20 protein-coding genes and 1 pseudogene are annotated in these 22,079 nt (G+C 55.0%); 8 read left to right on the top strand and 13 right to left on the bottom strand.

Features of this window, described 5'->3' with window-relative positions:
• Positions 1 to 41: 41 nt before the first annotated feature.
• The 11 genes from ASB65_RS23565 to virD1 all read right to left on the bottom strand — a co-directional run bounded on the left by ASB65_RS23565 (position 42) and on the right by virD1 (position 13,002).
• Positions 42 to 344, bottom strand: a complete 303-nt coding sequence (locus ASB65_RS23565) for a cold-shock protein (RefSeq protein WP_010892510.1) — start codon at positions 342 to 344, stop codon at positions 42 to 44.
• 13 nt (positions 345 to 357) lie between these two features.
• Positions 358 to 777: a hypothetical protein gene (locus ASB65_RS23570; protein ID WP_040132303.1), complete on the bottom strand. Its 420-nt coding sequence runs from the start codon at positions 775 to 777 to the stop codon at positions 358 to 360.
• Positions 774 to 1,082 carry an integration host factor subunit beta gene (locus ASB65_RS23575; RefSeq protein WP_010892509.1) on the bottom strand — a complete coding sequence of 103 codons (309 nt, stop codon included), beginning with the start codon at positions 1,080 to 1,082 and terminating at the stop codon, positions 774 to 776. The genes ASB65_RS23570 and ASB65_RS23575 overlap by 4 nt, the downstream gene beginning before the upstream one ends.
• 169 nt (positions 1,083 to 1,251) lie before the next feature.
• Positions 1,252 to 1,410: a hypothetical protein gene (locus ASB65_RS28400; protein WP_153463892.1), complete on the bottom strand. Its 159-nt coding sequence runs from the start codon at positions 1,408 to 1,410 to the stop codon at positions 1,252 to 1,254.
• A 283-nt stretch (positions 1,411 to 1,693) separates the two neighbouring features.
• On the bottom strand, positions 1,694 to 3,712 hold the full coding sequence (locus tag ASB65_RS23580) for a hypothetical protein (RefSeq protein ID WP_010892508.1): 2,019 nt from the start codon (positions 3,710 to 3,712) through the stop codon (positions 1,694 to 1,696).
• Between the two features lie 65 nt (positions 3,713 to 3,777).
• The gene (locus ASB65_RS23585; RefSeq protein ID WP_010892507.1) at positions 3,778 to 5,379 is read right to left on the bottom strand and encodes a type IV secretion system single-stranded DNA binding effector VirE2; all 1,602 of its coding nucleotides are present in this window, start codon (positions 5,377 to 5,379) and stop codon (positions 3,778 to 3,780) included.
• A 4-nt stretch (positions 5,380 to 5,383) separates the two neighbouring features.
• Positions 5,384 to 5,581, bottom strand: coding sequence for a type IV secretion system effector chaperone VirE1 (virE1, locus tag ASB65_RS23590; RefSeq protein WP_010892506.1), 198 nt, complete (start codon positions 5,579 to 5,581; stop codon positions 5,384 to 5,386).
• A 452-nt stretch (positions 5,582 to 6,033) separates the two neighbouring features.
• Positions 6,034 to 8,535 carry a hypothetical protein gene (locus tag ASB65_RS23595; protein ID WP_010892505.1) on the bottom strand — a complete coding sequence of 834 codons (2,502 nt, stop codon included), beginning with the start codon at positions 8,533 to 8,535 and terminating at the stop codon, positions 6,034 to 6,036.
• Between the two features lie 91 nt (positions 8,536 to 8,626).
• A complete protein-coding gene (gene virD4, locus ASB65_RS23600) occupies positions 8,627 to 10,597 on the bottom strand; it encodes a type IV secretion system ATPase VirD4 (protein ID WP_010892504.1) in 1,971 nt (656 codons plus the stop codon).
• Between the two features lie 653 nt (positions 10,598 to 11,250).
• Positions 11,251 to 12,525 carry a T-DNA border endonuclease VirD2 gene (locus ASB65_RS23605; RefSeq protein WP_010892502.1) on the bottom strand — a complete coding sequence of 425 codons (1,275 nt, stop codon included), beginning with the start codon at positions 12,523 to 12,525 and terminating at the stop codon, positions 11,251 to 11,253.
• Between the two features lie 33 nt (positions 12,526 to 12,558).
• Positions 12,559 to 13,002 carry a T-DNA border endonuclease subunit VirD1 gene (gene virD1 / locus ASB65_RS23610; protein WP_010892501.1) on the bottom strand — a complete coding sequence of 148 codons (444 nt, stop codon included), beginning with the start codon at positions 13,000 to 13,002 and terminating at the stop codon, positions 12,559 to 12,561.
• A 268-nt stretch (positions 13,003 to 13,270) separates the two neighbouring features.
• On the opposite strand from virD1, the gene ASB65_RS23615 reads away from it, so the two are divergent.
• The 8 genes and pseudogenes from ASB65_RS23615 (at position 13,271) to ASB65_RS23650 (ending at position 18,818) form a co-directional block, all read left to right on the top strand.
• Positions 13,271 to 13,966, top strand: a complete 696-nt coding sequence (locus ASB65_RS23615) for a conjugal transfer ATPase VirC1 (RefSeq protein WP_010892500.1) — start codon at positions 13,271 to 13,273, stop codon at positions 13,964 to 13,966.
• Positions 13,967 to 13,968: 2 nt separating this feature from the next.
• The gene (locus ASB65_RS23620) at positions 13,969 to 14,577 is read left to right on the top strand and encodes a conjugal transfer protein VirC2 (RefSeq protein ID WP_010892499.1); all 609 of its coding nucleotides are present in this window, start codon (positions 13,969 to 13,971) and stop codon (positions 14,575 to 14,577) included.
• Positions 14,578 to 14,702: 125 nt separating this feature from the next.
• A complete protein-coding gene (locus ASB65_RS28405) occupies positions 14,703 to 15,095 on the top strand; it encodes a transposase (protein WP_060725486.1) in 393 nt (130 codons plus the stop codon).
• 26 nt (positions 15,096 to 15,121) lie between these two features.
• The gene (gene tnpB / locus ASB65_RS28410) at positions 15,122 to 15,370 is read left to right on the top strand and encodes an IS66 family insertion sequence element accessory protein TnpB (protein WP_172690849.1); all 249 of its coding nucleotides are present in this window, start codon (positions 15,122 to 15,124) and stop codon (positions 15,368 to 15,370) included.
• Positions 15,358 to 16,290 (top strand): annotated as a pseudogene (gene tnpC, locus ASB65_RS23635) (IS66 family transposase); the annotation flags it as partial. The gene tnpB (ASB65_RS28410) and the pseudogene tnpC, both read left to right, overlap by 13 nt.
• A gap of 75 nt (positions 16,291 to 16,365) precedes the next feature.
• Complete coding sequence (gene tnpA, locus ASB65_RS23640; protein WP_040132299.1) at positions 16,366 to 16,773, top strand: IS66-like element accessory protein TnpA; 408 nt, start codon at positions 16,366 to 16,368, stop codon at positions 16,771 to 16,773.
• A complete protein-coding gene (gene tnpB, locus ASB65_RS23645) occupies positions 16,770 to 17,117 on the top strand; it encodes an IS66 family insertion sequence element accessory protein TnpB (RefSeq protein ID WP_040132297.1) in 348 nt (115 codons plus the stop codon). Before tnpA ends, tnpB (ASB65_RS23645) begins: the two co-directional genes overlap by 4 nt.
• Positions 17,118 to 17,162: 45 nt before the next feature.
• Positions 17,163 to 18,818, top strand: coding sequence for an IS66-like element IS66 family transposase (locus tag ASB65_RS23650; protein WP_060725487.1), 1,656 nt, complete (start codon positions 17,163 to 17,165; stop codon positions 18,816 to 18,818).
• A gap of 437 nt (positions 18,819 to 19,255) precedes the next feature.
• Here ASB65_RS23650 and ASB65_RS23655 read toward each other — a convergent pair whose 3' ends face one another.
• Positions 19,256 to 20,476: a glycosyltransferase family 4 protein gene (locus ASB65_RS23655; RefSeq protein WP_060725488.1), complete on the bottom strand. Its 1,221-nt coding sequence runs from the start codon at positions 20,474 to 20,476 to the stop codon at positions 19,256 to 19,258.
• Positions 20,477 to 20,636: 160 nt separating this feature from the next.
• A complete protein-coding gene (locus tag ASB65_RS23660) occupies positions 20,637 to 22,070 on the bottom strand; it encodes a mannose-1-phosphate guanylyltransferase/mannose-6-phosphate isomerase (protein WP_060725489.1) in 1,434 nt (477 codons plus the stop codon).
• Positions 22,071 to 22,079 lie beyond the last annotated feature (9 nt).

Consider the following 22,079-nt stretch of genomic DNA (forward strand, 5'->3'; position numbering starts at 1 on the left):
CATTTATAAAAAGCTCCGATGGCAAGCGTGACATGGTGGGGCTATCCCCGTCGCAGGCCCCACTCCCGCTCAAACGCGTCGCTAAACTCCTCCTCGCCTTGAGGCGGTGTAACGGGAGCGCGGTGCACAGCCTGTTCGACCGGCGCGGGGCGCACATCGCTGGCGGTGACCTTGCCGCCCCTCTGCTCGACACCATAGTGAAGCCGAAAACCGGGATGAAGCGTGGGACATGCCGGATCTGTTATGCTGCTCAAATGCAGAAAAACGTCGGGACCTCCGTCGTCCGGCGTAATGAAACCAAACCGTTTGGTGGCATCGAACCACTTGACCTTGCCTGTCGCCATATCGTTCTCCCTCCTAGTTGGGCTTTTCCAGCAATAGTTTCCCTGCCCACATCTCACAATCGCGGATGAGATCTTCGGCGATCGACCATTGCGGATATTCGCGCCGCAGGAATTCGTTCTGCCGCTCCACGTCCGGCGACTGTTGAATTGCGCTTTTCCGGAAACGGTCAAGCGCACTGTGACGCAACAGGGCCAGGCATTCCGGCGACTCCAGATCACGTGGCAGGTTTTCCAGCAGTCCGCTGACGATGATCACCCAACCGTTGACCACATAAGGTCGTTGGACCTCTTCGGCCTTGCCTGCCATCTCCTCCAACATCGAGAGCAACGCGACAAGCCGGACGGGCCAGGTCTCGAGCAGAAATTCCAGCGCCATCATCTCGACCGTCTCACGAATGTCCTCGCAGGACCCGTGTCTTGAATATTCGATCAAAGGTTACCCCTGCCCTGCGATTTTTCCGCTGTATTAAGACGATCCCTGATCTCCTTGCCGGCACGAAAGAACGGCACCCATTTCTCCTCGATGAAAACGGCGTTGCCGTTGAGGGGATTGCGCCCCGAACGCGCCGGGCGATGCCGCACTACAAAGGTGCCGAAACTGCGGATATCAACGCGTTCTCCCCTTTCGAGAGCACCGGTGATTTCATCGAGGACGGCGTCGACGGCATTCTCCGCATCGCGACGGTGGAGGTATGGGTTTTTCGCGGCAACGAAATCAACAAGCTCTGATTTAATCATGACACGCTTTTTAGCGGAAATGCGGCATTTGGGAAGCTTCTGCAGTCTTCTCGACGATGAACGGTGTGCCGCCGGTCCGCATATGTCTCATTGCAGTGTGGTTCACCGCACGGTCTGCAATCTCCTCCCGGAAAAGATCCGCTGTGCGGCCAACCAGTCCGCGTAGCCATCATCGCGGGCCGACTTTTGCAAGCGCCTCCTCAACCTCCCGCAGCGCTTGGCGCTTCTCCGCGAGTTCATCCGCAAACGCAAAGGAGCCACCCTGCCGTGACTTGTAGGAGGCCAGCCGCGGCGCGCCCTCGAAACGTTCCGGAAAGGCCTCGATCATATGAAAGTTTCTAGTTCCAGAGATAGGCGCAGACATTAAAGCTCACAGCTGATGAATAGTCATTACGCAACAACTGAGCCCGTGCTACTAACGCCAGACGGGGTCAGCTTGCCGCTTACATTTCAGCCAGGCAGGCTAAATCTGAAATTCGGAGAGGCCCGTGGGGGCAAGTCACGAGGAACTAGCACCCCGTAAATTAGCTACCATTCCTCAACGTCGTTTGCGGATGGCAACATTTTAGGATGTCGGCAGCCCCGATTTGTATAGATAGACGCGTTCCACCTTAGAAACCTCTGGAGGTGGAACGCTCTCTTGGACGTGAACCTTCGAAAATCATAGACCTCGCGGATTTGGGCTTCGGTGAAGGAATCGGCAGTGGCACACTAAGCAATTGATTCAGCAAATTTTCCTGTTCCGAAGCTGACAAATGGTAATCTTCCGATGGAATTTCTGGCCCCGATTTTGGACCTCTCGATAAGTCCGGTCCACCGAACAACGATTGCGGGTCAATAAACCCGTTAGTGGGATTGATCGAATAATCCCGTACCAAATGCGATTGTACATCTTCGTCGAAGATACTCTCCGACATTGAACTCGTTCGCCCTGAGCTACCTCTGAAAGAACCGCCGGGCGCCTCCCCCGCAAGTCGTTCTTGTTCATCATGTATTGCCACAGAAACTGGCGCTGGCGCATTATGAAGGAGACTCAAGAGTTCTTGCTGTCCTGGAGCTGGCTGATGATTGTCAAGGGATGAAGACATCACCGGTGCTTCGCAAGCCGTTTCTCCAACCGCCGTGTGCAGAGTTCCACTCGGGTGTAACGGCTCTCCCCGCGAGCCAAACACCTTTGTTATTTCCGGCGACCCGGGATGCGGTAATACCAACGGCTCTGGCTGCAAGAAATGTCGCAGCCGCTGATCATTCTCCTTGTGCCCGTCAGATTCATTATCGCGCCGGAGGGTGAGTTCAGCTAACCCTTCGTATGGGCGAGGTCCGTCCGCTCGAAGGTCTGGATCTGACAACAACATGTTTGCTGGCTTGTATCGTGATTGAGAATCTAACCGTTCTTCCAAGTTCCGTTGGCGAGACGATGATGTTTGTCCAGCAACATCAATATGTTGATCTGTCACACGCATGACGTCAGCTTCGACGTGGTCAGAGTTGGCTTTGGCTAGGTGCGACTGTTGTGCGAAATGAATGTCATCACTCTCCGAGGGGGGCGAACCGGGAGTCGCTGCCCGCTCCTGCCAGATCTGGCGATGCGCACCGGATTCAAAACTACGCAGTCTTTCAGCCTCGGATTCTCGCTCGCTGAGCGCCGCAAATTTCCGGTAGACCGTCACCCCAAGTATCTTTTTTGAAACCTTCTTGAGGCCCGCGCTGAGATAGTCGGTTTCGCTCCTGTAGATCTTGCCGAAGGTATGCTTGGCACTCTTCAATTGTCCGGTAGCTTCATCGTAGACAGCAGACCGCTTGTTATAGAGCCGTCGATGGCTCAAAATATCGCGGCCGAGTTCGTTGCCCTCCTTGTCCAGGAGGGACCTAAAAGATTTGTTGAAAGCGCCACCAAGTTTTTGAATCTTCGTCTGGGAGGTTTGACGATTGGCTGCCTTCACTGAAATCTTGGAAAAGCCGACATGGTTGCTGCCGATACGCTCGAGGTTTCCTTGATCGTCCCGTTCAAAGGTTTCCCGTCTGAAACCGTTTTGACGGGTTAGATCGCGATAGAGCCGGTTGTCAGGGCCGCTCCGATACGGCGCGCCCATCTTCTCGGATACAGGTTGAAAGAGCCTGCCACGGTTGGCGTACCGTGTGCGGATCAGGTCGCCATTTTCGTCGCGCTCCCATCTTTCCTCAAAACGTCCATCTTTGTACTTCACGTGCTTCATGCGGAGTGTGCCGTCCGCAGCATACAAATGGCTGCTGACACTTAACCAGGACTTCCTTTCATGTAAACCCAAATAGACCTCCTGCGTCACCGGGTTACGCTTCAGAACCGTCTTGGTTTTGCGAAGTCTACCGTGCTCACGCGTTAATTCTTTTGGGTTGTCTACTCGAAGCCGTTTATTTCCCAGAATTTTATAGCCTATTTCGCCACGAAACCCTACGTCGAGCTTGTCGACTATCGCCATATCAGCAGCATACTTTCGCTTCCTATCGGGGCTCTCCAGTCTGGTTTGCCGCTTGAGCGCCTCTTCTTCGGTAATCAATGCTTTTCGCATTTGCTCGACAACGCGCTGAGCAGAACGGCGCATATCTGCCGTCAGCGACTTTGCAAAACTTTTCTTCGTAGTGCTCACCATGATTGAGCCCTTTCATTGGCAAACCCGGGTCAACGAGCTTCCTCATTGACGCGGCAGAAGGAACGTCAAAAGCTGTTGACGCTTTGGCTACGCGGTCGACTTTCGTATATCCTGCGGCTGTCACTGATTGGACGCGACGCCGGCTCTGGCCGAACGAAATCACGTGAGTATTTGTCAGCTGCTTCACCAAGCACCCCCGCTGCATCGGCTGGCAGCCTTAACTGCAAGCGCTCATATTCCGCGACGCTGGTGTACGTGCCAGTTCTCTGACCATTCTCATTGCGATCGGCGACGATGACATCTTTGGTGGACACATTTTGCAGGTTTTCAGGAGACAAGTCATGGATGTCACGCAACTCCGGGCCATTTATGACAATAACCGCTGCCTGCGCGTCAAACTTTTCGAATTTGATACTAGCCGCATGGCTTTGCCGACCCATCGATGCGGGCAAACCAACCCGGTTCATCAACTCGGTGAAATGTTCAGGGTCAGAATATTCTAATCTGTGAGGCGACAGATAGCGGTTGCCGTCGCGAGCAAGCAACTGAACGCGATCCCACAGTTCTCCCTTTTTCAAAGCTTGCGCCCAAGGCGAATTCGGTGCGCTTTGCATTAGGAATTCAACGCTCACATGACGGTCGCGGGTCAAACCGCCCTGCCCGTCTGGCTGCTGTCCCATATTTACGGTCGCAGTTGGAAACTGCCGATTGTGAGCTCTATTTTCGCCAACAAATTCCGCGAAGCGAATATCCGCACTGCCCCGTTCCCAGGATTCCAGATATTTCGAGTCATGCATAATGCCTGACTTTGACTTCAATTTGATCTCAGTCTCGCCGCCATACCTGCGCTTGACGGTGTGTTCAAACTCGCTGAATTGTTTGTTGGCGTAATTGTCGCCGGCAAACCTGTACACGAAGTGGATGTCATTTTTGGGAGTTTTGATCATAATATCGGGCAGCAGCGAACCAGCCTGGAGTTCGTGCTGATATCGCTTTTGAATTTCCCGGCGCCCGTATCTCTCTGTTTGTACGTATCGGTCTTCAGGTCTTAGTTTATAATTCCGGTCGAGCTTTATGTTCTTATCTGTTTGATAAAAGATCTCTGTGCCAGTGATCCCCATATCAGCGTGCGCATGATTCCATACGTCCAACTTGTACTGAAACCGTAGTTTGTTACGTTCCTTCGCCTCCATCATCCCCCATGTTTCCTCCAGTTGGGCTGGAACGCTAATCTTGTCGAACGCGAGAGGTGGCGGATAGTAATTACCGGCTCCGTCCCTGTAGAGACGGCAGCACGCGTTAAATTCCGCCTTGGTGGGCATGTGGTCGAGGTTGCCTTTGGCAATACCAGTAAAAGCATCTTGTCCCGTTTGACGCACGAGAATGTATTCGTCCGGGCGCCGATCGTTGCCTGGCAAAGACATGTTCGAGAACAAGGCGGACAGCTCTTTTTGAATCTCAGCTTGATTTCCGTGCTCGCTGCCAGAATAAAGGCTGGAGGAGGAATCGACCGATCCATCATCCAGACGTGGGCTTAAAACTTCCGTTCGGGTAGGGCTCCCTGATTCAAGGTTTTCGCCATTCGTCATCTGAATATCGGAGATGGTGCTGGAACTGACATTCGCCTTCTTCCAAGGCCTGGATTTCTCATTGCCAGAAAGATCCATCGTCTCACTCCTTCTGACCAGCAAGATTGTCTCCTGGGAGCGGGCACCGATGGACAAAGTCCTCCAGCTCGATCATAGCGAGATCCAGACTTGTAAAACCAATCGGCGGATTACTGCCACTCATTTCCTCTATGAGAGACTCCGGTCTCTCTATCGGCGAGGTTGTCCTATTTTTGTTCGCATGCGGCTTGATGATGGCCATATGTTCTCTCCTGCAAAATTGCGGTTTTCCAGAAAATCCTCTGCAACCCGAGATAAAGCTGCTTTGCTACTTTGAGCAAAGCCGGGGGCGGAACTGTTTTGATCAGTGCGACCACTAGACGACCCACTTATAAGGTCCGTCGTCAGTAACCTCTTATCGGAATTTTTAAGTCTCCGACCGGGAAGTCTGGCAAGTGCTCATATCTCCAAAGTACCATCCATACTCGGGTCTTGAAACGGATATCGCGTTTCAACTGCAATGAGCAGGCAATAAATGATGCCACAATCGACCTGAAAGGGAGGAACTGGAAAGACTGGACGCACGCGGCCTGACTGTCGAGGCCATCGTATCCCTGTGAGCATTGTTGGTGACGAGCAGCCGGTCGACCAGCGGCAGAATATCAACCAGCGATCGATGCGAATACTGCAAATGATCACTATATTGGCGACTTATCAGCGTTTAAACGCTTTGTCTTGAGCTCGATCACGCGGATCATAAACTCGTCGATCATCGAGCTCGTCAATGGCTTTTTCAGTCTCTGCTTCGGATCGAGCTTTCGAAGGCGACGTGATTATCAAGCGCGCAGTTCGGTCTAAGGCAGAACTAACTTCTTTTTTTTTCTGTCTTACGCCGACGGATTTGGCCTCAAGATCCTTTTTGACGTCATATAAGGCCAAAAACTCGCGATACACTTGCTGCTCACGCTCGAGAGTCGGCCATTTTCCAGTCAATGCTGTTTCGCGGGCAAGAACAGCTTCGGTTTGCCCACGGGGACCAAGATGCAGCAATTGAGGGGCTTCGTTTTTATCCGGCGGAACAAGGACAGGATCGCGGCTCACTGTATAGTTGTAGCTCGTTGTTGCCACTTGAATTGGCAAGGCAACACCATCGGGCGATTCACTTTGCAGACCATCGCTAGCAAGTTGGTGCGCGTAACCCAATTGGTTCAATTGATACCCATTTGACGCCGTCGCGCCTTCCGAGCGCGCAACGGGGTCCGACAGAGTTGCCCTTTGATCCGAGCGATAGCTTGTGTCATCCGGCCATCCGCGCCCGACAAGTTTGGTCCGTCCTCTCCCGGTGCCAACATGTTGGCGATGAAGCCCCTTATACTCAAGGTAGGCGGGCATGGGCCTTTCGAGACGCCGGCCCTCTTTTGTCGCTCTCGCGGTATCGTGGACAGCCTTGAACCCGAAAATATGCTCCGACTCGTACGCACCGGTTTCGGTCGCGAGCCGCATTCGTTCATTTCTCCGGCTCCCATAGGTGCCAATATTGTCGCTTCTTAAGCGAACAGTCTTTTCTGGCGAAGGGCGCGGAGCCTCCAATCCAAATTCGTTAAGCAACAGTCGCTTCGTGCTGGAATTCACGTCATGGATAGAAGCTGTAACGGTTCTGTCGCTTTTGGAGCCTAACCGCTTAACTCCCCCCGTGCCATCGACGGGATCGCTGGCGGCGATATTTTCCGTATTGTTTGCATCTAACCCAGAAGCAGTAAACCATGACACAGGAATCGTTTCAGATTCTGAACATGCTGCGAATTGCTTTTGAGACGATTCTGACACCTGCTCCCTTACTAGGTCGGAACGATGATAGATTGATTGATCGTCTAAAGGGACGTCTGATCTATCCGTCAAGCTTGTGTACGACGGGCGACCAAGCGCGTCGCCATCATCAAGCGGATCGCGCTCATCGGCAATCCAGACTGAGGGATCCAACTCTGCCAGACGAGCGTTCACTACAAGATTTTGCCATCGCGGTTGAGCTGGCTGCCGCCATTTTTCGTAAGCCTCTCGTTCCCTGCATCCGAGCGACTTTCCTTCATATAAGAAAACCAGTGAGGACGACTGACCAATCGCTTGGGTCGTAACAGCATCACTTTCAATCCTGGCCTGGTGTGCATCCAAGATGAGATCTTCCCAGGTCGGGCGTTCCCTCTTACTCCAGCGTTCATAAGCAGTTCGCTCAGGGGCTCCGAGCCTTCTGCCGTCATACAAAAAAGAATCGGAGGAATCTGTCCGTTGAACAATGGGGCGTTGCGAGCCGCGTTCCGACGCGTGCAGAGCCTCCCCGCGCTTTTCAAAGCAACCTTTCTGACCTTCAATCCAACCAGCATGGCAAAGTTCTGCCATACGCGCGTTAACAACGAGATCTTCCCAGGTAGGCTGAGCGTCTCCTTGCCATTGTCTGAGAGCCTGCCGTTCCGGCTCGCCTAAGGGAACACCGTTGTATTCAAATGATGATGAAGATGTTTGTGAATCAAAAAGCCACGCAGAGTCATTGATCGAGGAAACGCGTGCCCTCAATACCAAATCTTTCCAAGTCGGTGGCTCCGCCTCGGCCCAGTCACCATATGCAGAACGCTCGGCTTCCCCGAGCTTCATCCCGTCATATGAAAACGATCCGGATGAATTCTCATCATCAATTAAGTTGCTCCGCTTTCGCTTCAATGAAATTGAACTTGTATTCTTCGACCCTGCGAGGGAGGTATACTCGCCGGTAATCCCGTGTGGACGGCCAAGTTCCGTCATGCGTGCGCTGACAACAAGGTCTTCCCATGTCGGCTGAGCGTCCTCTTGCCAATTTTCGTAGGCCTTTCGTTCCCCGAGGCCCAAAGGCATCCCTTCGTATCTGAAGGTTGAGGGGGTGTCCTCTTCTAAATCTCGGAGCCAGATCACATCGTCAATTGGATCGACACGTGCCTTGATTATAAGGTCTTTCCACGTGGGCCGGCCCGGTTCGCACCAGTTTTCGTAAGCCGCACGCTCGGCAGGACCAAGTTTAACACCATCATAGGTAAACGACACGGAAGTAGACTGGCTGTAGTCGGTTTGGGCCTCAAACGAGGCATCAGCCTGATCCCCAGAAAGTCCGGTTGAAAAAGGGGCGGTAATACTTCCGTCAGGAAGCGTGTCAGCCGAACTCCTTATGTGAACTTTCGACTTTCCTGTCATACCGACACCTCGTAAAGGGACAATTGGGATCTGGCGTACACTTTGTCGAACCGCAACATGCCGCCTGAAACGAATTGCACCCAGTTTAATTTCATTTCGCAGGCTGTGCCGGTGCGGACCTCGATCTTTGCTGAAGTGCAATAATCTGGTCCAACAATTGCTGTTGAGCGGCCAGAGCCAGCGTCAATTCGGGAGGCACAACCGATTCCGGCGGTATCTCACGCGCATCGGCTTGGTCCTCGTCACCATTTATTCCCATCACGCGTTCAGGGATATCAGCACCGACTTTAACACTTCCATGGTCCTCGGCCACAGTTCTGTTTCGCGGTGCAGCATCCTCATTGAAATTTGCTATCTCAGCCAAGTGGGATTGAACTTGATCGTTGCTATAGTCGGAAAGCATCAAGGGTGCGGGCTCAGGCAGAGAGCCCATCTGGCGTTCAAAAAGCCGTTTCAGCGTACGATCGGAATAATATTGTACCTTTCGTAATTTGAGTGGAGGTCGCCCTTTGATGAGAACGATTTCACTCTGATCGTCTAGCAGGCGCACTTGTTCGGGGCGCAAAAGGGCTGCACCTTGATCAGAAATCTGGATGTTGTGGTCGAACATGCTGGCTTGACTGTAAGAGGTCGAACGCGCTTTAAACGTATATTCGCCGATAGCTTTTGAGATGTAGGTTGGGGTCTCGTCGTCAGCCGTGGCCATAAATACTTGCACGCCAGTATTGCTCAGAAAGTTTTGTTTTCCTGCGTCATCGTATGTGCCCGTCAAGGCCGAAAGACTTTGAATAATAAACATAAAGCGGCCTTTGTAACCGGCGATGGTTGTGATCGCGGTCTCTATGGCCTCAAGCTTGCCCAGGTGCTTGAATTCGTCGAGGAGAAATAAAACTTCATGGCACTCGTCTTTACCTGGCAGCGATCTCTGCAAGATTGACACGAGCTGCTGAAACAGCAGGCGCATAAGTGGTGCCAGGACCTCCAGATCGTTGGGACTGACACAAAGATAAATGCAGGTCTTCTTCCTCCGGAGATCGTAAACGGAAAAATCTGACCGGCTTGTCGCTGCTTTGATAAGCGGATCAGCCCAGAGGTTCAGTCCACCGTCGCCCAGCACAGAGGTGTACGATGTCAGAATTTTCGTGTCGTTGCCCGCCATGTTATCGAAGATACGCTGAGCCTCTTTGTTTAGGCTTTCCTCCGCGAGTTGCGCAAAAAGCTTATACTTTTCGCCAGGCTGCGCAAATAGGTCATATACCGCGCCAATAGTTGGTGTGCCACGCTCAATGCAAGTAAGGATTCCCGCAACGAACAGGTCACGTGCGCCGTCAATAAAGCCTTCTGCTCCCTTTCCCTTAGCCGTAATAAGGTTCGCAGCAAGACGGCGTGTTTCAGTGAACTGGCGTTCGGGCGGAAGTGTGGCAATATCCAGGACCGGATTGTAACAATGAGTCTTCCGCTCAGAATCTAGGGGGGAAAACTTGAAAACTGCGTCGCCGCTCGCTTTGCGTGCTCTGGATGTCAGTTCAAACAATTCTCCCTTGACGTCGAGGGCGATTACCGAGCCCTTGAAGGTCAAAAGCGTTGGAATGACGATGCCGACGCCTTTGCCAGCACGCGTTGGCGCGACGACAAGACTGTGTGGCTGTTCGCCATTGGTCAAATAACTGCCGAACCAAAGAGGACCACATGTCTTTCCAAAGATCGGCCCCTTGATGCGACTGTAACGCTGCAGATAACCAGCATGCTGCATTTCGCCAATTTCTGCCCAACGAGCCGTCCCGTGATGCTTCTGATTGCGCAGCGATATGATGAGCTGACTTGAAAGAACAGCCAGCGAGGTAAAGATGACAACAGATAAACCACGCCAGAAGACGGTGCTGGCATAACCCAAGTAAAGCGGGGTCTCATACCAAAAAGCGAAAACGTCAAACGTCATGATCGCTTCGCCATTGAAGCCCCGGCGAAACGTTACATAGCAGCTGGCCGCACAAAAACCGGCTGCCAGCGAACATACGATGCTCAGGGTCATTCGCTGGGGCGAAGTCTTGCTGGAATTCATGACTTCACCGAAATCCTTTCACCCATCATCAACGCGCTCCGAGTCTGGCAGCAACTGCAAACAATACAGTACGTATCTTTCGCAACCTTCGAACAAACGCGGTTCCAATCTTCTCATGTAAGGCTGGCGTCACACCATGACTGCCACGTCCTTTCCGGGGGTCGCGCGTTTCAGGGTGGTTTTCTGCGTCAGTGGGCAGTCTTCGGTCGGAATTGACCCTTGATATACGTGTACTAAGGGGTACGGATGCGAGCATTTTCCCGAGCCTGCCTTGCTTGGGAACAGGGACTGCCCTGCCGACTTTGGCAGTCACATTTCCTGCGTCATTTCGCGTCTCAAAGTCATAAGCGGCCGGAGCCAGGTCATTTTTATTTATTAACGATAATGGCGCGATCTCAGACCAATGAAGAGTAGCCGCCACGTACCGCAGACCAGTCGACGCTATTTCCGAAGAATCACGCAATATGGCTGCATTTGGTAATCTTGATGAGCTAGTTGGAATCGGCCTATCCCTGACATCTCCTTGAACATTGGACAGTGCAGAGCTAGAGGCGGATGCGGCTCCACGGCGTTCGCCCGTCAGTCCGACGGAGGCCGGGCCAGCAGAGCGTATCGTGAACTGACCATTTGCCATTATTCGGTCCTTCCTGTCTCTAGGTCCCCCCGCGCCCATCGTCGCGACGATTACCTCTTGCACGTTTGCGTCCACCCAATTCTCCATCGTGACGGTCACGCGGACGCTTTGGAGAAGCTTCCGGTTGCTCGGTACCGATGGAAGCAGACACCGGATCAGCCGCCTTGTTGCTGTCATCGCGAGTGTCTTGCTCACCGACATTTGCCTCGGAATCAACTTGCGCAGCCTTCAATCCTTTACGGTTTGCTCCGCTCGGACCTGCCTCCTCGTCATTACGTCGTTTTGATCGCTGCTGGCGCTTGACTGTGTGCATGGCAACGTCAGTCACCGGGCGAGAAGTACCGAAAATGCCGCTTCGTTTGCGCACGCTGGCTTCAGCGACATAGGAAGTCTCAATCCCGAAATGCCCAATTACAGGGATTTTGGACGCGGATGGTTGGGCACTCCGCTCGCTCTCCAATGATACGCGGATCCGTGCGTCGGCTTTGATGCTGGAGCCGGCGGACTCCTGGAAACGGGCGTGCTGTTCAAGCGGTTGTTTGTCATGTCGGGTTGCACGGTCCGGTTCGCCGGTAGATGGGTCCGATCGAAATGGATCGAACGATTGACTGAGGTCCCGACGATCTTCCTCAGGCGAGGTCTCATCAAAATCTGTATCTTCGAATTGAATCTTTTGAGCCTGCATCCGCTCAAGGCGGCGATGTTCAGCATATGTGATTGGTCGCTCTGCTATTCCCCTTTCTGCTCGCGAAGTCGCATCCAGGACTATGCCGTGACGAAGTGAAATCTCTGCCATCTTTTTCCGTAAGCCGTCATAATTCAGCTGGGGATGGCGCCTGGATATTTTCAGCCACCCGTGCCCCAGAAGTTCCCGACGATTGACCACGACATGTAAATGTGGATGATCGCGGTCGACGTGGTAGGCTGTCAGATAGTTATAGCGGCCACCCCCGTATCCTGACCCAAACATCTCGGCTGCCCATTCCCGGCTGGCTTCATAAGCTGCGGTTTGGTCGGTACCTGCGGGGAAGCTTACAATAATGTGTGTTGTTAAGTCTTGTTGCCTATCATCGTCTGACTGACTTTCGTCATAAATCCCGGCCTCCGTAACCCAGCTTTGGGCAAGCTCACGGATTTGATCCGGCGGAACGGGAATATCGAGATGCCGGGCTGAACGCTGCAGTTCCAGCTTTCCCTTACGGGACAGGTACTCCAACTGATTGATTATCTGCTGAAGGGTCTTGGTTCCACCTCCTGGCACAATGCGAATGATTACTTGAGCGCGATCGGGCATCCAATTTTCTCCCGTCAGGTGCGTGGTCAAGTGCTACAAGGCACCTTTCAATAGCGAGCAACCGTCGATCCGTCGCCGGGATACGGACAAAATGGAGCGGAGTAGGCCATCGAGGGCGGCGAAAGCCTCACCAAAAGCAATACGTTCATCTCGCACAGCCTCCAGATCCGATCGAGGGTCTTCGGCGTAGGCAGATAGAAGCATGGATACATTACTTGAGAGTATTCCGATGGACTGAAGTATGGCTTCCATCTTTTCTCGGGTGTGTGCATCTATTTCGAGAAAGCCCCCGATGCGACGCACCGCAACGCGAATTGCCATACTATCCGAAAGTCCCAGCAGGCGCGCTTGATAGGAAAAGGTTTCATACTCGGCCGATCGCAGACGGGCACTCACGACCTTAAACCCTTCAACGTTCAGGGATCGATGCTGGTTGATGGCAGTCTCACTCGACGTGACTCTGGTGTGTTTTGACATAGCTTCCTCCAAAAAAAGCGGAAGGTCTGAATACTCCAGCACGAAATGTGCCCGGGTAGACAGATTAAAGTCTAGCCCTACTCGATATGAAATCAACAGTATATTTACAGGAAAAACCGAATATAATTGCTACAATTGCAATTTAATTATAACGAATTTGAAATAAAAAATAGTGTAACAACGCTTTTACTCATCGATAATCACAAAAACATTTATACGAACAAAAATACAAATGCACTCCGTTTCACAGGACAGGCGGGATCAGAATATGCAACTTTTGACGTTTTGCTCTTTCAAAGGGGGTGCTGGCAAAACCACCGCACTCATGGGCCTTTGCGCTGCTTTGGCAAATGACGGTAAACGAGTGGCCCTCTTCGATGCCGACGAAAACCGGCCTCTGACGCGATGGAGAGAAAACGCCTTACAAAGCAGTACCTGGGATCCTCGCTGTGAAGTCTATTCCGCCGACGAAATGCCCCTTCTTGAGGCAGCCTATGAAAATGCCGAGCTCGAAGGATTTGATTATGCGTTGGCCGATACGCGTGGCGGCTCTAGCGAGCTCAACAACACAATCATCGCTAGCTCAAACCTGCTTCTGATCCCCACCATGCTAACGCCGCTCGACATCGATGAGGCACTATCTACCTACCGCTACGTCATCGAGCTGATGTTGAGTGAAAATTTGGCAATTCCTACAGCGGTTTTGCGCCAACGCGTCCCGGTCGGCCGATTGACAACATCGCAACGCAGGATGTCAGAGATGCTAGAGAGCCTTCCAGTTGTACCATCTCCCATGCATGAAAGAGATGCATTTTCCGCGATGAAAGAACGCGGCATGTTGCATCTTACATTACTAAACATGGGAACTGATCCGACGATGCGCCTCATAGAGAGGAATCTTCGGATTGCGATGGAGGAAGTCGTGGTCATTTCGAAACTGATCAGCAAAATCTTGGAGGCTTGAAGATGGCAATTCGCAAGCCCGCGTTGTCGGTTAGCGAAGCACGGCGGCTTGCTGTTGCTCGATCCGAGATCCACCATCCCAACCCGACACTTGTTCCCCAGGAGCTGGACCTCCAGCACCTGCCTGAAAAAGCCGACGAAAAAGACCAGCAACGTGAGCCTCCCGTCGCTGAGCACATTTACAGTCCCGATCGACAACTTAAGCTAACTGTGGATGCCCTTAGCCCACCTCCGTCGCCGAAAAAGCTCCAGGTTTTTCTTTCAGCGCGACCGCCCGCGCCTCAAGTGTCGAAAACATATGACAACCTCGTTCGGCAATACAGTCCCTCGAAGTCGCTACAAATGATTTTAAGGCGCGCGTTGGACGATTTCGAAAGCATGCTGGCAGATGGATCGTTTCGCGTGGCCCTTAAAAGTTATCCGATCCCTTTAACTACAGAAAAATCCGTTCTCGTTCAGACCTCACGCATGTTTCCGGTTGCGTTGCTCGAGGTCGCTCGAAGTCATTTTGATCCGTTGGGGTTGGAGACCACCCGAGCTTTCGGCCACAAGCTGGCCACCGCCGCGCTTGCGTCCTTCTTTGCTAGAGAGAAGCCATCGAGGAATTGGTGAAGAGGAACCTATCGGAACCCCTCACCGAATACTGAGTAGATTTGAGGCCGCTGGCCGCGTCCTCAGTGTAACCGGTGTTCTGCCCCCGCATTGTGCGCCGTCGCCTGATCTGTGATCGACGTCACATGGATGAAGAACGGGAGTTTCTCACAACCAGGAAGGCTGTACATGAGGCTCATCGCCAATGGCCGGACGAGGTCAAAGCGAAGATCGTTCCGGAAAGCTTGAGGCCTGGCACGACGGTCAATGAAGTTGCCCAGCGCTATGGATTGCGAGCCAACAGCCTTTCCACCTGGCGGACGATGGCGCGGCAGGGCAAGCCGGTCCTGCCCGCACCGGGGGGTGTGGGAGAGTTCGCGGCGTTGATCGTCGATCCGCCAGTTTCGGTTTCGGAACCTTCTCCTAAAACGGTTAGCCACCCTGAGATCGTCCTCCGTCCCGTCATAATCCGTCTTGAGGAAGGGGCATATGTGGACCGGATTGCTGCTATCGCTCGTTGCCTGGCGGCTGCGACATGATCTTTCCATCGAACCGCGTGCGGATCATGGTAGCGACCAAACCTGTGGACTTCCGCAAGGGGCATGATGGATTGACGGCACTGGTGAAGAACGAACTGCACAAGGACCCGTTTACCGGAACAGTCTTCGTGTTCCGGTCCCGCAAGGCGGACCGGTTGAAGCTGATCTACTGGGATGGCTCCGGGATCGTCATGGCCTACAAACGGCTGGAAGAGCACACGTTCACATGGCCCGGTATCAAGGATGGATTGATGACGTTGATCCATGCCGCCTGATCTGCGCCTGCGGCGGTTGCCGGCATTGCATTGGCGAGGATGTCTCCGAGCGGCTGGACTTGATCCCGGCGCAATTGCGCGTCATGGTCACTCGCCGCCCCAAATATGCGTGCCGTGCCTGCACCAACGGCGTTGTCCAGGCCCCAGCTCCCGCTCGGTTGATCCAGGCAGGACTGCCGACGGAAGCGACCGTCGCGCATGTGCTGGTCTCCAAATATGCCGATCATCTCCCGCTCTATCGGCAGGCCCAGATCATGAGCCGTCAGGGCATTGATTTCGACCGTTCCACGCTCGCCGACTGGGTTGGTCGGGCAGCCTATGAACTGCGGCCTGTGTTCGATGTACTAATTGCCGACCTGAAGCGCTCAACCAAGCTGTTCATGGACGAGACCCGTGCTCCGGTCCTCGATCCCGGCTCGCGCAAGACCAAGACCGGATACTTCTGGGCACTGGCGCGGGATGACCGACCGTGGGGCGGCGGTGCTCCGCCGGGTGTGGCCTTCACCTACACTCCTGGTCGAGGAGGCATCCATGCGGAACGGATACTGCAGGGCTTCTCTGGCATCCTGCAGGTCGATGGCTATGCCGGATACAACAGGCTGATCGCTCCTGACCGTGTCGGCCCGGACATTCGGCTTGCCTATTGTTGGGCACACGCCCGTCGCAAGCTGGTCGAGATCACCCGCAACGGATCAGCACCCATTGCGGAGGACGGCGTCAAACGTATCGGAGCGCTGTATCGCATCGAGGCTGAGCTGCGCGGCCTTGATCCTGAGGCTCGCCTTGCAGGTCGGCAGGCACGATCAGCGCCACTCGTCGCAGACACGCAGGCGTGGCTCATCCATCACCGTGCCCGTGTTGTGTCAAAGTCCCCACTTGGCGAGGCTTTGGCCTACATCGCCAAATACTGGGATGGCGTAAGCCCACGGTGAAGGCCGTCTTGCGATGACGGCCTGCTGACTGCCAGTCCTAGTGGTAACACCAGGAGTAGTCATATGGCGAAGCATCCAATTGAGGTGATCACGTCTGTGGAGCGCCGTCGGCGTTGGTCACGCGAAGATAAAGAGCGGCTCGTCGCTGCGTGCTTTGAGCCAGACGCGGTCATCTCGGAGATTGCCCGCGCGGCCGGCATCCATGTCAGCCAGTTGTTCCGTTGGCGCAAAGAGCTTTGTCGGATCGAGGAGCCAAGATCTGACACTGCGGCTTTGGTGCCGGTAATCGTGTCCGAGGCCGCTTCGACAGTCTCCCCCGCTCAGCCGGAACCACCCACCAAATTCCATCCTCGTCGGAAGCGCAGTGATGTAACAATCGAACTAGGTCGGGGCCGACGCGTCCGCGTGGAAAGCGACATCGACACGGACGCGCTTGGCCGGATTCTCGATTGCGTGCTGGGGCTGCGATGATCCCGGTTCCTGTTGGCGTGAAGGTCTGGCTGGCGACGGGCCATACCGATATGCGCAAAGGCTTCCCCGGTCTGTCGTTGATGGTGCAGGAGGCGCTGAAGCGCGACCCGATGTGCGGTCACCTGTTCGTATTCCGCGGCCGAGGCGGTGGCCTGATCAAGGTGATCTGGCATGACGGCCAGGGAGCTTGCCTGTTCACGAAGAAGCTTGAGCGAGGACGCTTCATCTGGCCGTCAGCGGCCGATCGCACGGTGGTGATCACGCCTGCGCAGCTCGGTTATCTGCTGGAGGGCATCGACTGGCGGATGCCGCAAAAGACCTGGCGGCCGACGTCGGCCGGATGAGCAAAAACACTGGAATGATGGGGTCAAATATGATTCCATCCTGTCATGAGCGACGCGACCGAAGAGCTTCCGGACGACCTTGCCAGTGCCCTCGCATTGCTGGCCCAGGAACGCGCTCGACGTGTTGCAGCCGAAGCAGAAGCGGCAACCGCCAAGGCAGAAGCCGCCAGTGCAAAGGCACTCGTATCGCATTCCGAAGCGCTGATCGCTCGGCTGAAGGTGGAGATCGACAAGGTCCGCCGTGAACTCTACGGCAGCCGGTCCGAGCGTAAGGCGCGGCTCCTGGAGCAGATGGAACTGCAACTCGAGGAATTGGAAGCGGACGCCGGTGAAGATGAACTGGCCGCGGAGATCGCAGCCAAAGCTTCAACCGTCAAAGCCTTCGAGCGCAGGCGTCCGTCACGCAAGCCCTTTCCCGAACATCTGCCACGCGAGCGCATCGTCATCGCCGCTCCCGCCAATTGCGCCTGCTGCGGATCGGCCAAATTGTCGAAGCTTGGCGAGGACATCACCGAGACCCTGGAGGTCATCCCGCGCCAGTGGAAGGTCATCCAGACGGTACGGGAGAAGTTTACCTGTCGCGAGTGCGAGAAGATCACGCAGCCACCAGCACCCTTCCATGTAACGCCACGCGGCTTTGCCGGGCCAAACCTGCTGGCGATGATCCTGTTCGAGAAGTTCGCCCAGCACCAGCCGCTCAATCGTCAGAGCGAACGCTATGCTCGCGAGGGCGTCGACCTTAGTTTATCGACGCTTGCAGATCAGGTCGGAGCTTGCGCCGCGACGTTGAAGCCACTTCATTCTCTGATCGAAGCGCATGTCCTTTCTGCCGAACGTCTGCACGGCGACGACACGACCGTGCCAATCCTGGCCAAGGGAAAGACAGATACGGGCCGCATTTGGACCTATGTCCGGGATGATCGGCCGTTCGGAGGCCTCTCACCGCCGGCAGCCCTTTACTATGCCTCGCGCGATCGACGGCAGGAGCATCCGGAACGCCACCTGAAGACCTTCACCGGTATTCTGCAGGCGGACGCCTATGGCGGCTACAATCCGCTGTTCAAGGGTGATCGCGATCCAAATCCGCTAAGACAGTCGTTTTGTTTGGCACACGCGCGCCGCAAGTTCTTCGTGCTCGCAGACATTAATGCGAACGCCAAGCGCGGAAAGCACGCCGCGCCGATCTCGCCTATGGCGCTCGAAGCTGTCAAACGGATCGACGGCCTGTTCGATATCGAGCGGGAGATCAACGGGCTTACGGCCGATCAACGCCTGGAACGTTGCCGCAAGGAAAGCCTGCCGCTCGTCGACAGTCTGCAGGTCTGGCTTCAAACCGAGCGTGCAAAACTGTCGCGCAGTTCTCCGGTCGCCGAGGCGATCGATTACATGCTCAAGCGTTGGGATGGCTTCACATCATTCCTGGAGGATGGCCGGATTTGCCTCACGAACAACGCCGCGGAGCGAGCCCTGCGAGGCTTCGCACTCGGTAGGAAGTCCTGGCTCTTCGCCGGATCAGACCGCGGCGCGGATCGTGCAGCCTTCATGGCCACGTTGATCATGACGGCAAAGCTCAACGACATCGATCCGCAGGCGTGGCTGGCCGACGTTCTTGCCCGCATCGCCGACACGCCGATTATCAGGCTGGAGCAGTTGCTTCCGTGGAATTGGACGCCGCCGACCGTCAACGCTCAAGCTGCCTGACCTGTGGCCTTCACCGGAGGCTTACGGCTAGCCGCAGGTCTAGACATAAATCCTCACATTCAGAGAACTCGTATGCCCGACATACCCTACTCAGCATCAGCCGCGCCAGATGGGGTCTCCTTGCCGCTTACGAATGCCCTCACCCCAGCGAATTGAATTAGGAACCTAAAATCGAGGGTGGATCGCACCCAAGGTAGCGCCACCTGATGAAAGAGTTATGAGCGTGTAGGACGGCCCACAATCTTTGGCGCAGTCTGGATCACAAGATATGCTTGATGAGATGGACAAGGCCTGACCGCCCGCCTATCATCCACCTGTGCAGACAGCCGAAAAGGCTGCTAGATCTAAGCCATCTGGTGTTCGCTTAGCAGAAACAAAATCACTCATCACTGCCACCTTCCTGAGACTGTGAAACACATCGCAAACCAGACCGGGGCCTAGGCAAAAATTCGCGCCATGGCTTCTGATACGAGGAGGCCATACCGCTCTTGCGCAGCGGCAACCTTGTCCCGCCGTTGTTGCCAAGGCAAGTCGCACAGTGTCACCACAGAGTGAGCAAATTCTTCGTCAGTCTCTGCGGTGATCCCGTTGCCGACGATCTCAGCAATGCCTGCGATCCCAGTTCCCTTCGGGACGACGCACAGATGGCCGTAGGCCAGTGCCTCCTGGAACACAGCCGAGCCCCGCAGCTTGTAGGTTTCCCGTGAGTAAGGAAGAATTGAAAAGCTGCTCCGCCTGTAGAGATCTCTCATTTCGTTATCCGTCAGATCGGCAGACATCACTTCAATTGACGGGTTTAAATGCAGGAGATCTTGATACCCCGGCGAATAGTGCCGGTCCGTAGTTCTCATGGAGTGGACGATCCAGCGGACATCCCTGCCGAGCTCCTTTACGAGGGCCGCAATGTTGCATATTCGGTCGTAGCCCTTGTCAACGCGCCCCTGACCGGGCAGCGCGAACGTCGGCAGTTCCAACCCTTCCGGCCCCGGGCTAACTGCGTGCATCGGGTATGGGAACAGGAACGCGTCTGGGATGTGCCTCTTTAGAACGTCAAGGTAGGCAGGGGTCTCGCACGATACTTGGATATACAGACCCTTGTCCCGGCCGCGCCTGACACTAGCCACGATTTCCTCCAGCGGAGACCGATATGAGTAGGAGTGATGCTCCATTACCCCGATCAGCCGGAAATGCAGCCGCGGCCTTCGCTCGGGTGGACATTTCTCGAAATGCTCTACTAGACAGCGCACCCCGTACATGTCGGCACTCGGCAGAACGAGTATATCCGACGAGGAAAAGTCGAGAGCATGATCCACTTCGGCCACGTTTCGCAACGCATCAATCTCGGCTATTTCGCGTCCTGTGAGCCGACGTGCCAGCCTGTTACTGATCTTGATAGCCGCCCGGTGGAAGTTTTCCGTGCTGACCCGGAACCCTGCAAATTTGATGGAGCGGTCGAACCTGAAGAAGCCTTGCAGGGGGGACGCAAGGATCTTATCGAACTCCGCAATGTTTCCTCGGAACGTGATCGGCACCAGAGTTGTAATAGGTGCAAATTCTGAAAAATATGTGCCAAAGATATGCAAGCTCGGCACGTTGTGCCCGAAAGGCTGCACGCATGTGTAATCGAGAAGAAAAATTCTTTCTGGTGCGAATGCCATAGAGATAATATTTCCAAAATTGCACAGACAAGGCCCTGGTGGCGTACTTGGCCGTCAGGACAGCCAACAGTTTAGACGTTTCACGTACGTAAGCAAATTGGTGGAAATGACAGATCCGTTAGGGCGGACAAGATACCGACACCTAGCGCAAAGGCGGACCCTACACCTTGGCGGCCTGTCCCCGCGAATAAACGTCCTCATAGCGTATGATGTCGTCCTCGCCAAGATAGCTACCCGTCTGCACCTCGATCAGCACCATTGGCATCTTACCCGGGTTCTCCATCCGGTGCATCGCGCCCACAGGGATGTAGACCGATTGGTTCTCGGTCACCAGTTTCACCGTATCGTTCACAGTCACCCGAGCCGTGCCCTGTACGACGATCCAGTGCTCAGCCCGGTGATGGTGGCTTTGCAGGCTGAGCACTGCGCCAGGATGCACCACAATCCGCTTTACCTGAAACCGGTCGGCTAAAACGAGTGTCTCGAACCAGCCCCAAGGGCGATGGTCCTTGGGAAAGCTCTCGGCCTGCGCCGCGCCCTTTTCCTTTAGAGCCGACACCGCAAGCTTCACATCCTGAGCGCGAGACTTGTGAGCCACCAGTACCGCGTCTGGGGTCGCCACCGCGACAATACCATCGAGGCCGATGCCGACCAGCTCCAGCCCTTCAACCTCGGAGCGCAGGAGCGTATCGCGGCAGTCGATATTTGTCACCGGGCCTGAGACGGCGGTACCGTCACCGGTATTTTCCATTTCGCGCGCGACTGCGTCCCAGTCGCCGAGATCCGACCAAGCGCCGCTGTATGGCACAACCGACAGGTTCTCGGCGTGTTCCATCACTGCGTAGTCGATAGACTGCGCCTCGGCCTCGGCCCAAGGACCTGGCGCGAGACGGAGGAAGCCGAGGTCCATCTGCGCCTCACAGAGCGCACGGCGCACCGGCTCCGCGATCTGCGGCGCGTGGGTGTCGAAGGCAACGACCATATCCTTGGCCGCAAATAGAAATATCCCGGCGTTCCACAGAAAGGTACCGGCGGCCAGCATTTTCTCCGCTGTCGCGTGGTCGGGCTTCTCGACAAAACGCTTCAGCGCCACCGGCGCCCCATCGTCCTTTATGGCATCGGCAAGCTCAAGATAACCATAGCCAGTCTCGGGCCGGTCGGGAGTAATGCCGAAAGTGACGATGCGGCCCTCAGCCACCGCCGAAAGGCCTTTAACGACCGCAGCGCGGAACGATTCCAGTTCGGCGATGACGTGGTCCGAGGGCGCCACTAGCAGCACAGCCTCAGGGTCGGCCTCCAGGGCGTGCAGCGCCGCAGCCATCACCGCCGGCCCCGTGTTACGACCCTCTGGCTCAATCAGAATCGCCCCGGAGTCGATCCTCGCTTCGGCCAGTTGCTCAGTGACGATGAAGCGAAAATCCGACCCGGTTATCGCAATTGGCTTACCGTAGCCTGGCCCGGACAGCCGCATGGCCGCCTGCTGAAACAACGTCCGCTCGCCCATCAACGGCACGAACTGCTTGGGGTAGCTCTTGCGCGACAACGGCCATAGCCGCGTACCCGAACCGCCGCACATCAGGATCGGGATGATCATTCTATATAT

This window comes from Agrobacterium tumefaciens str. B6 (assembly GCF_001541315.1).
Classification (GTDB): Bacteria; Pseudomonadota; Alphaproteobacteria; order Rhizobiales; family Rhizobiaceae; genus Agrobacterium; species Agrobacterium radiobacter.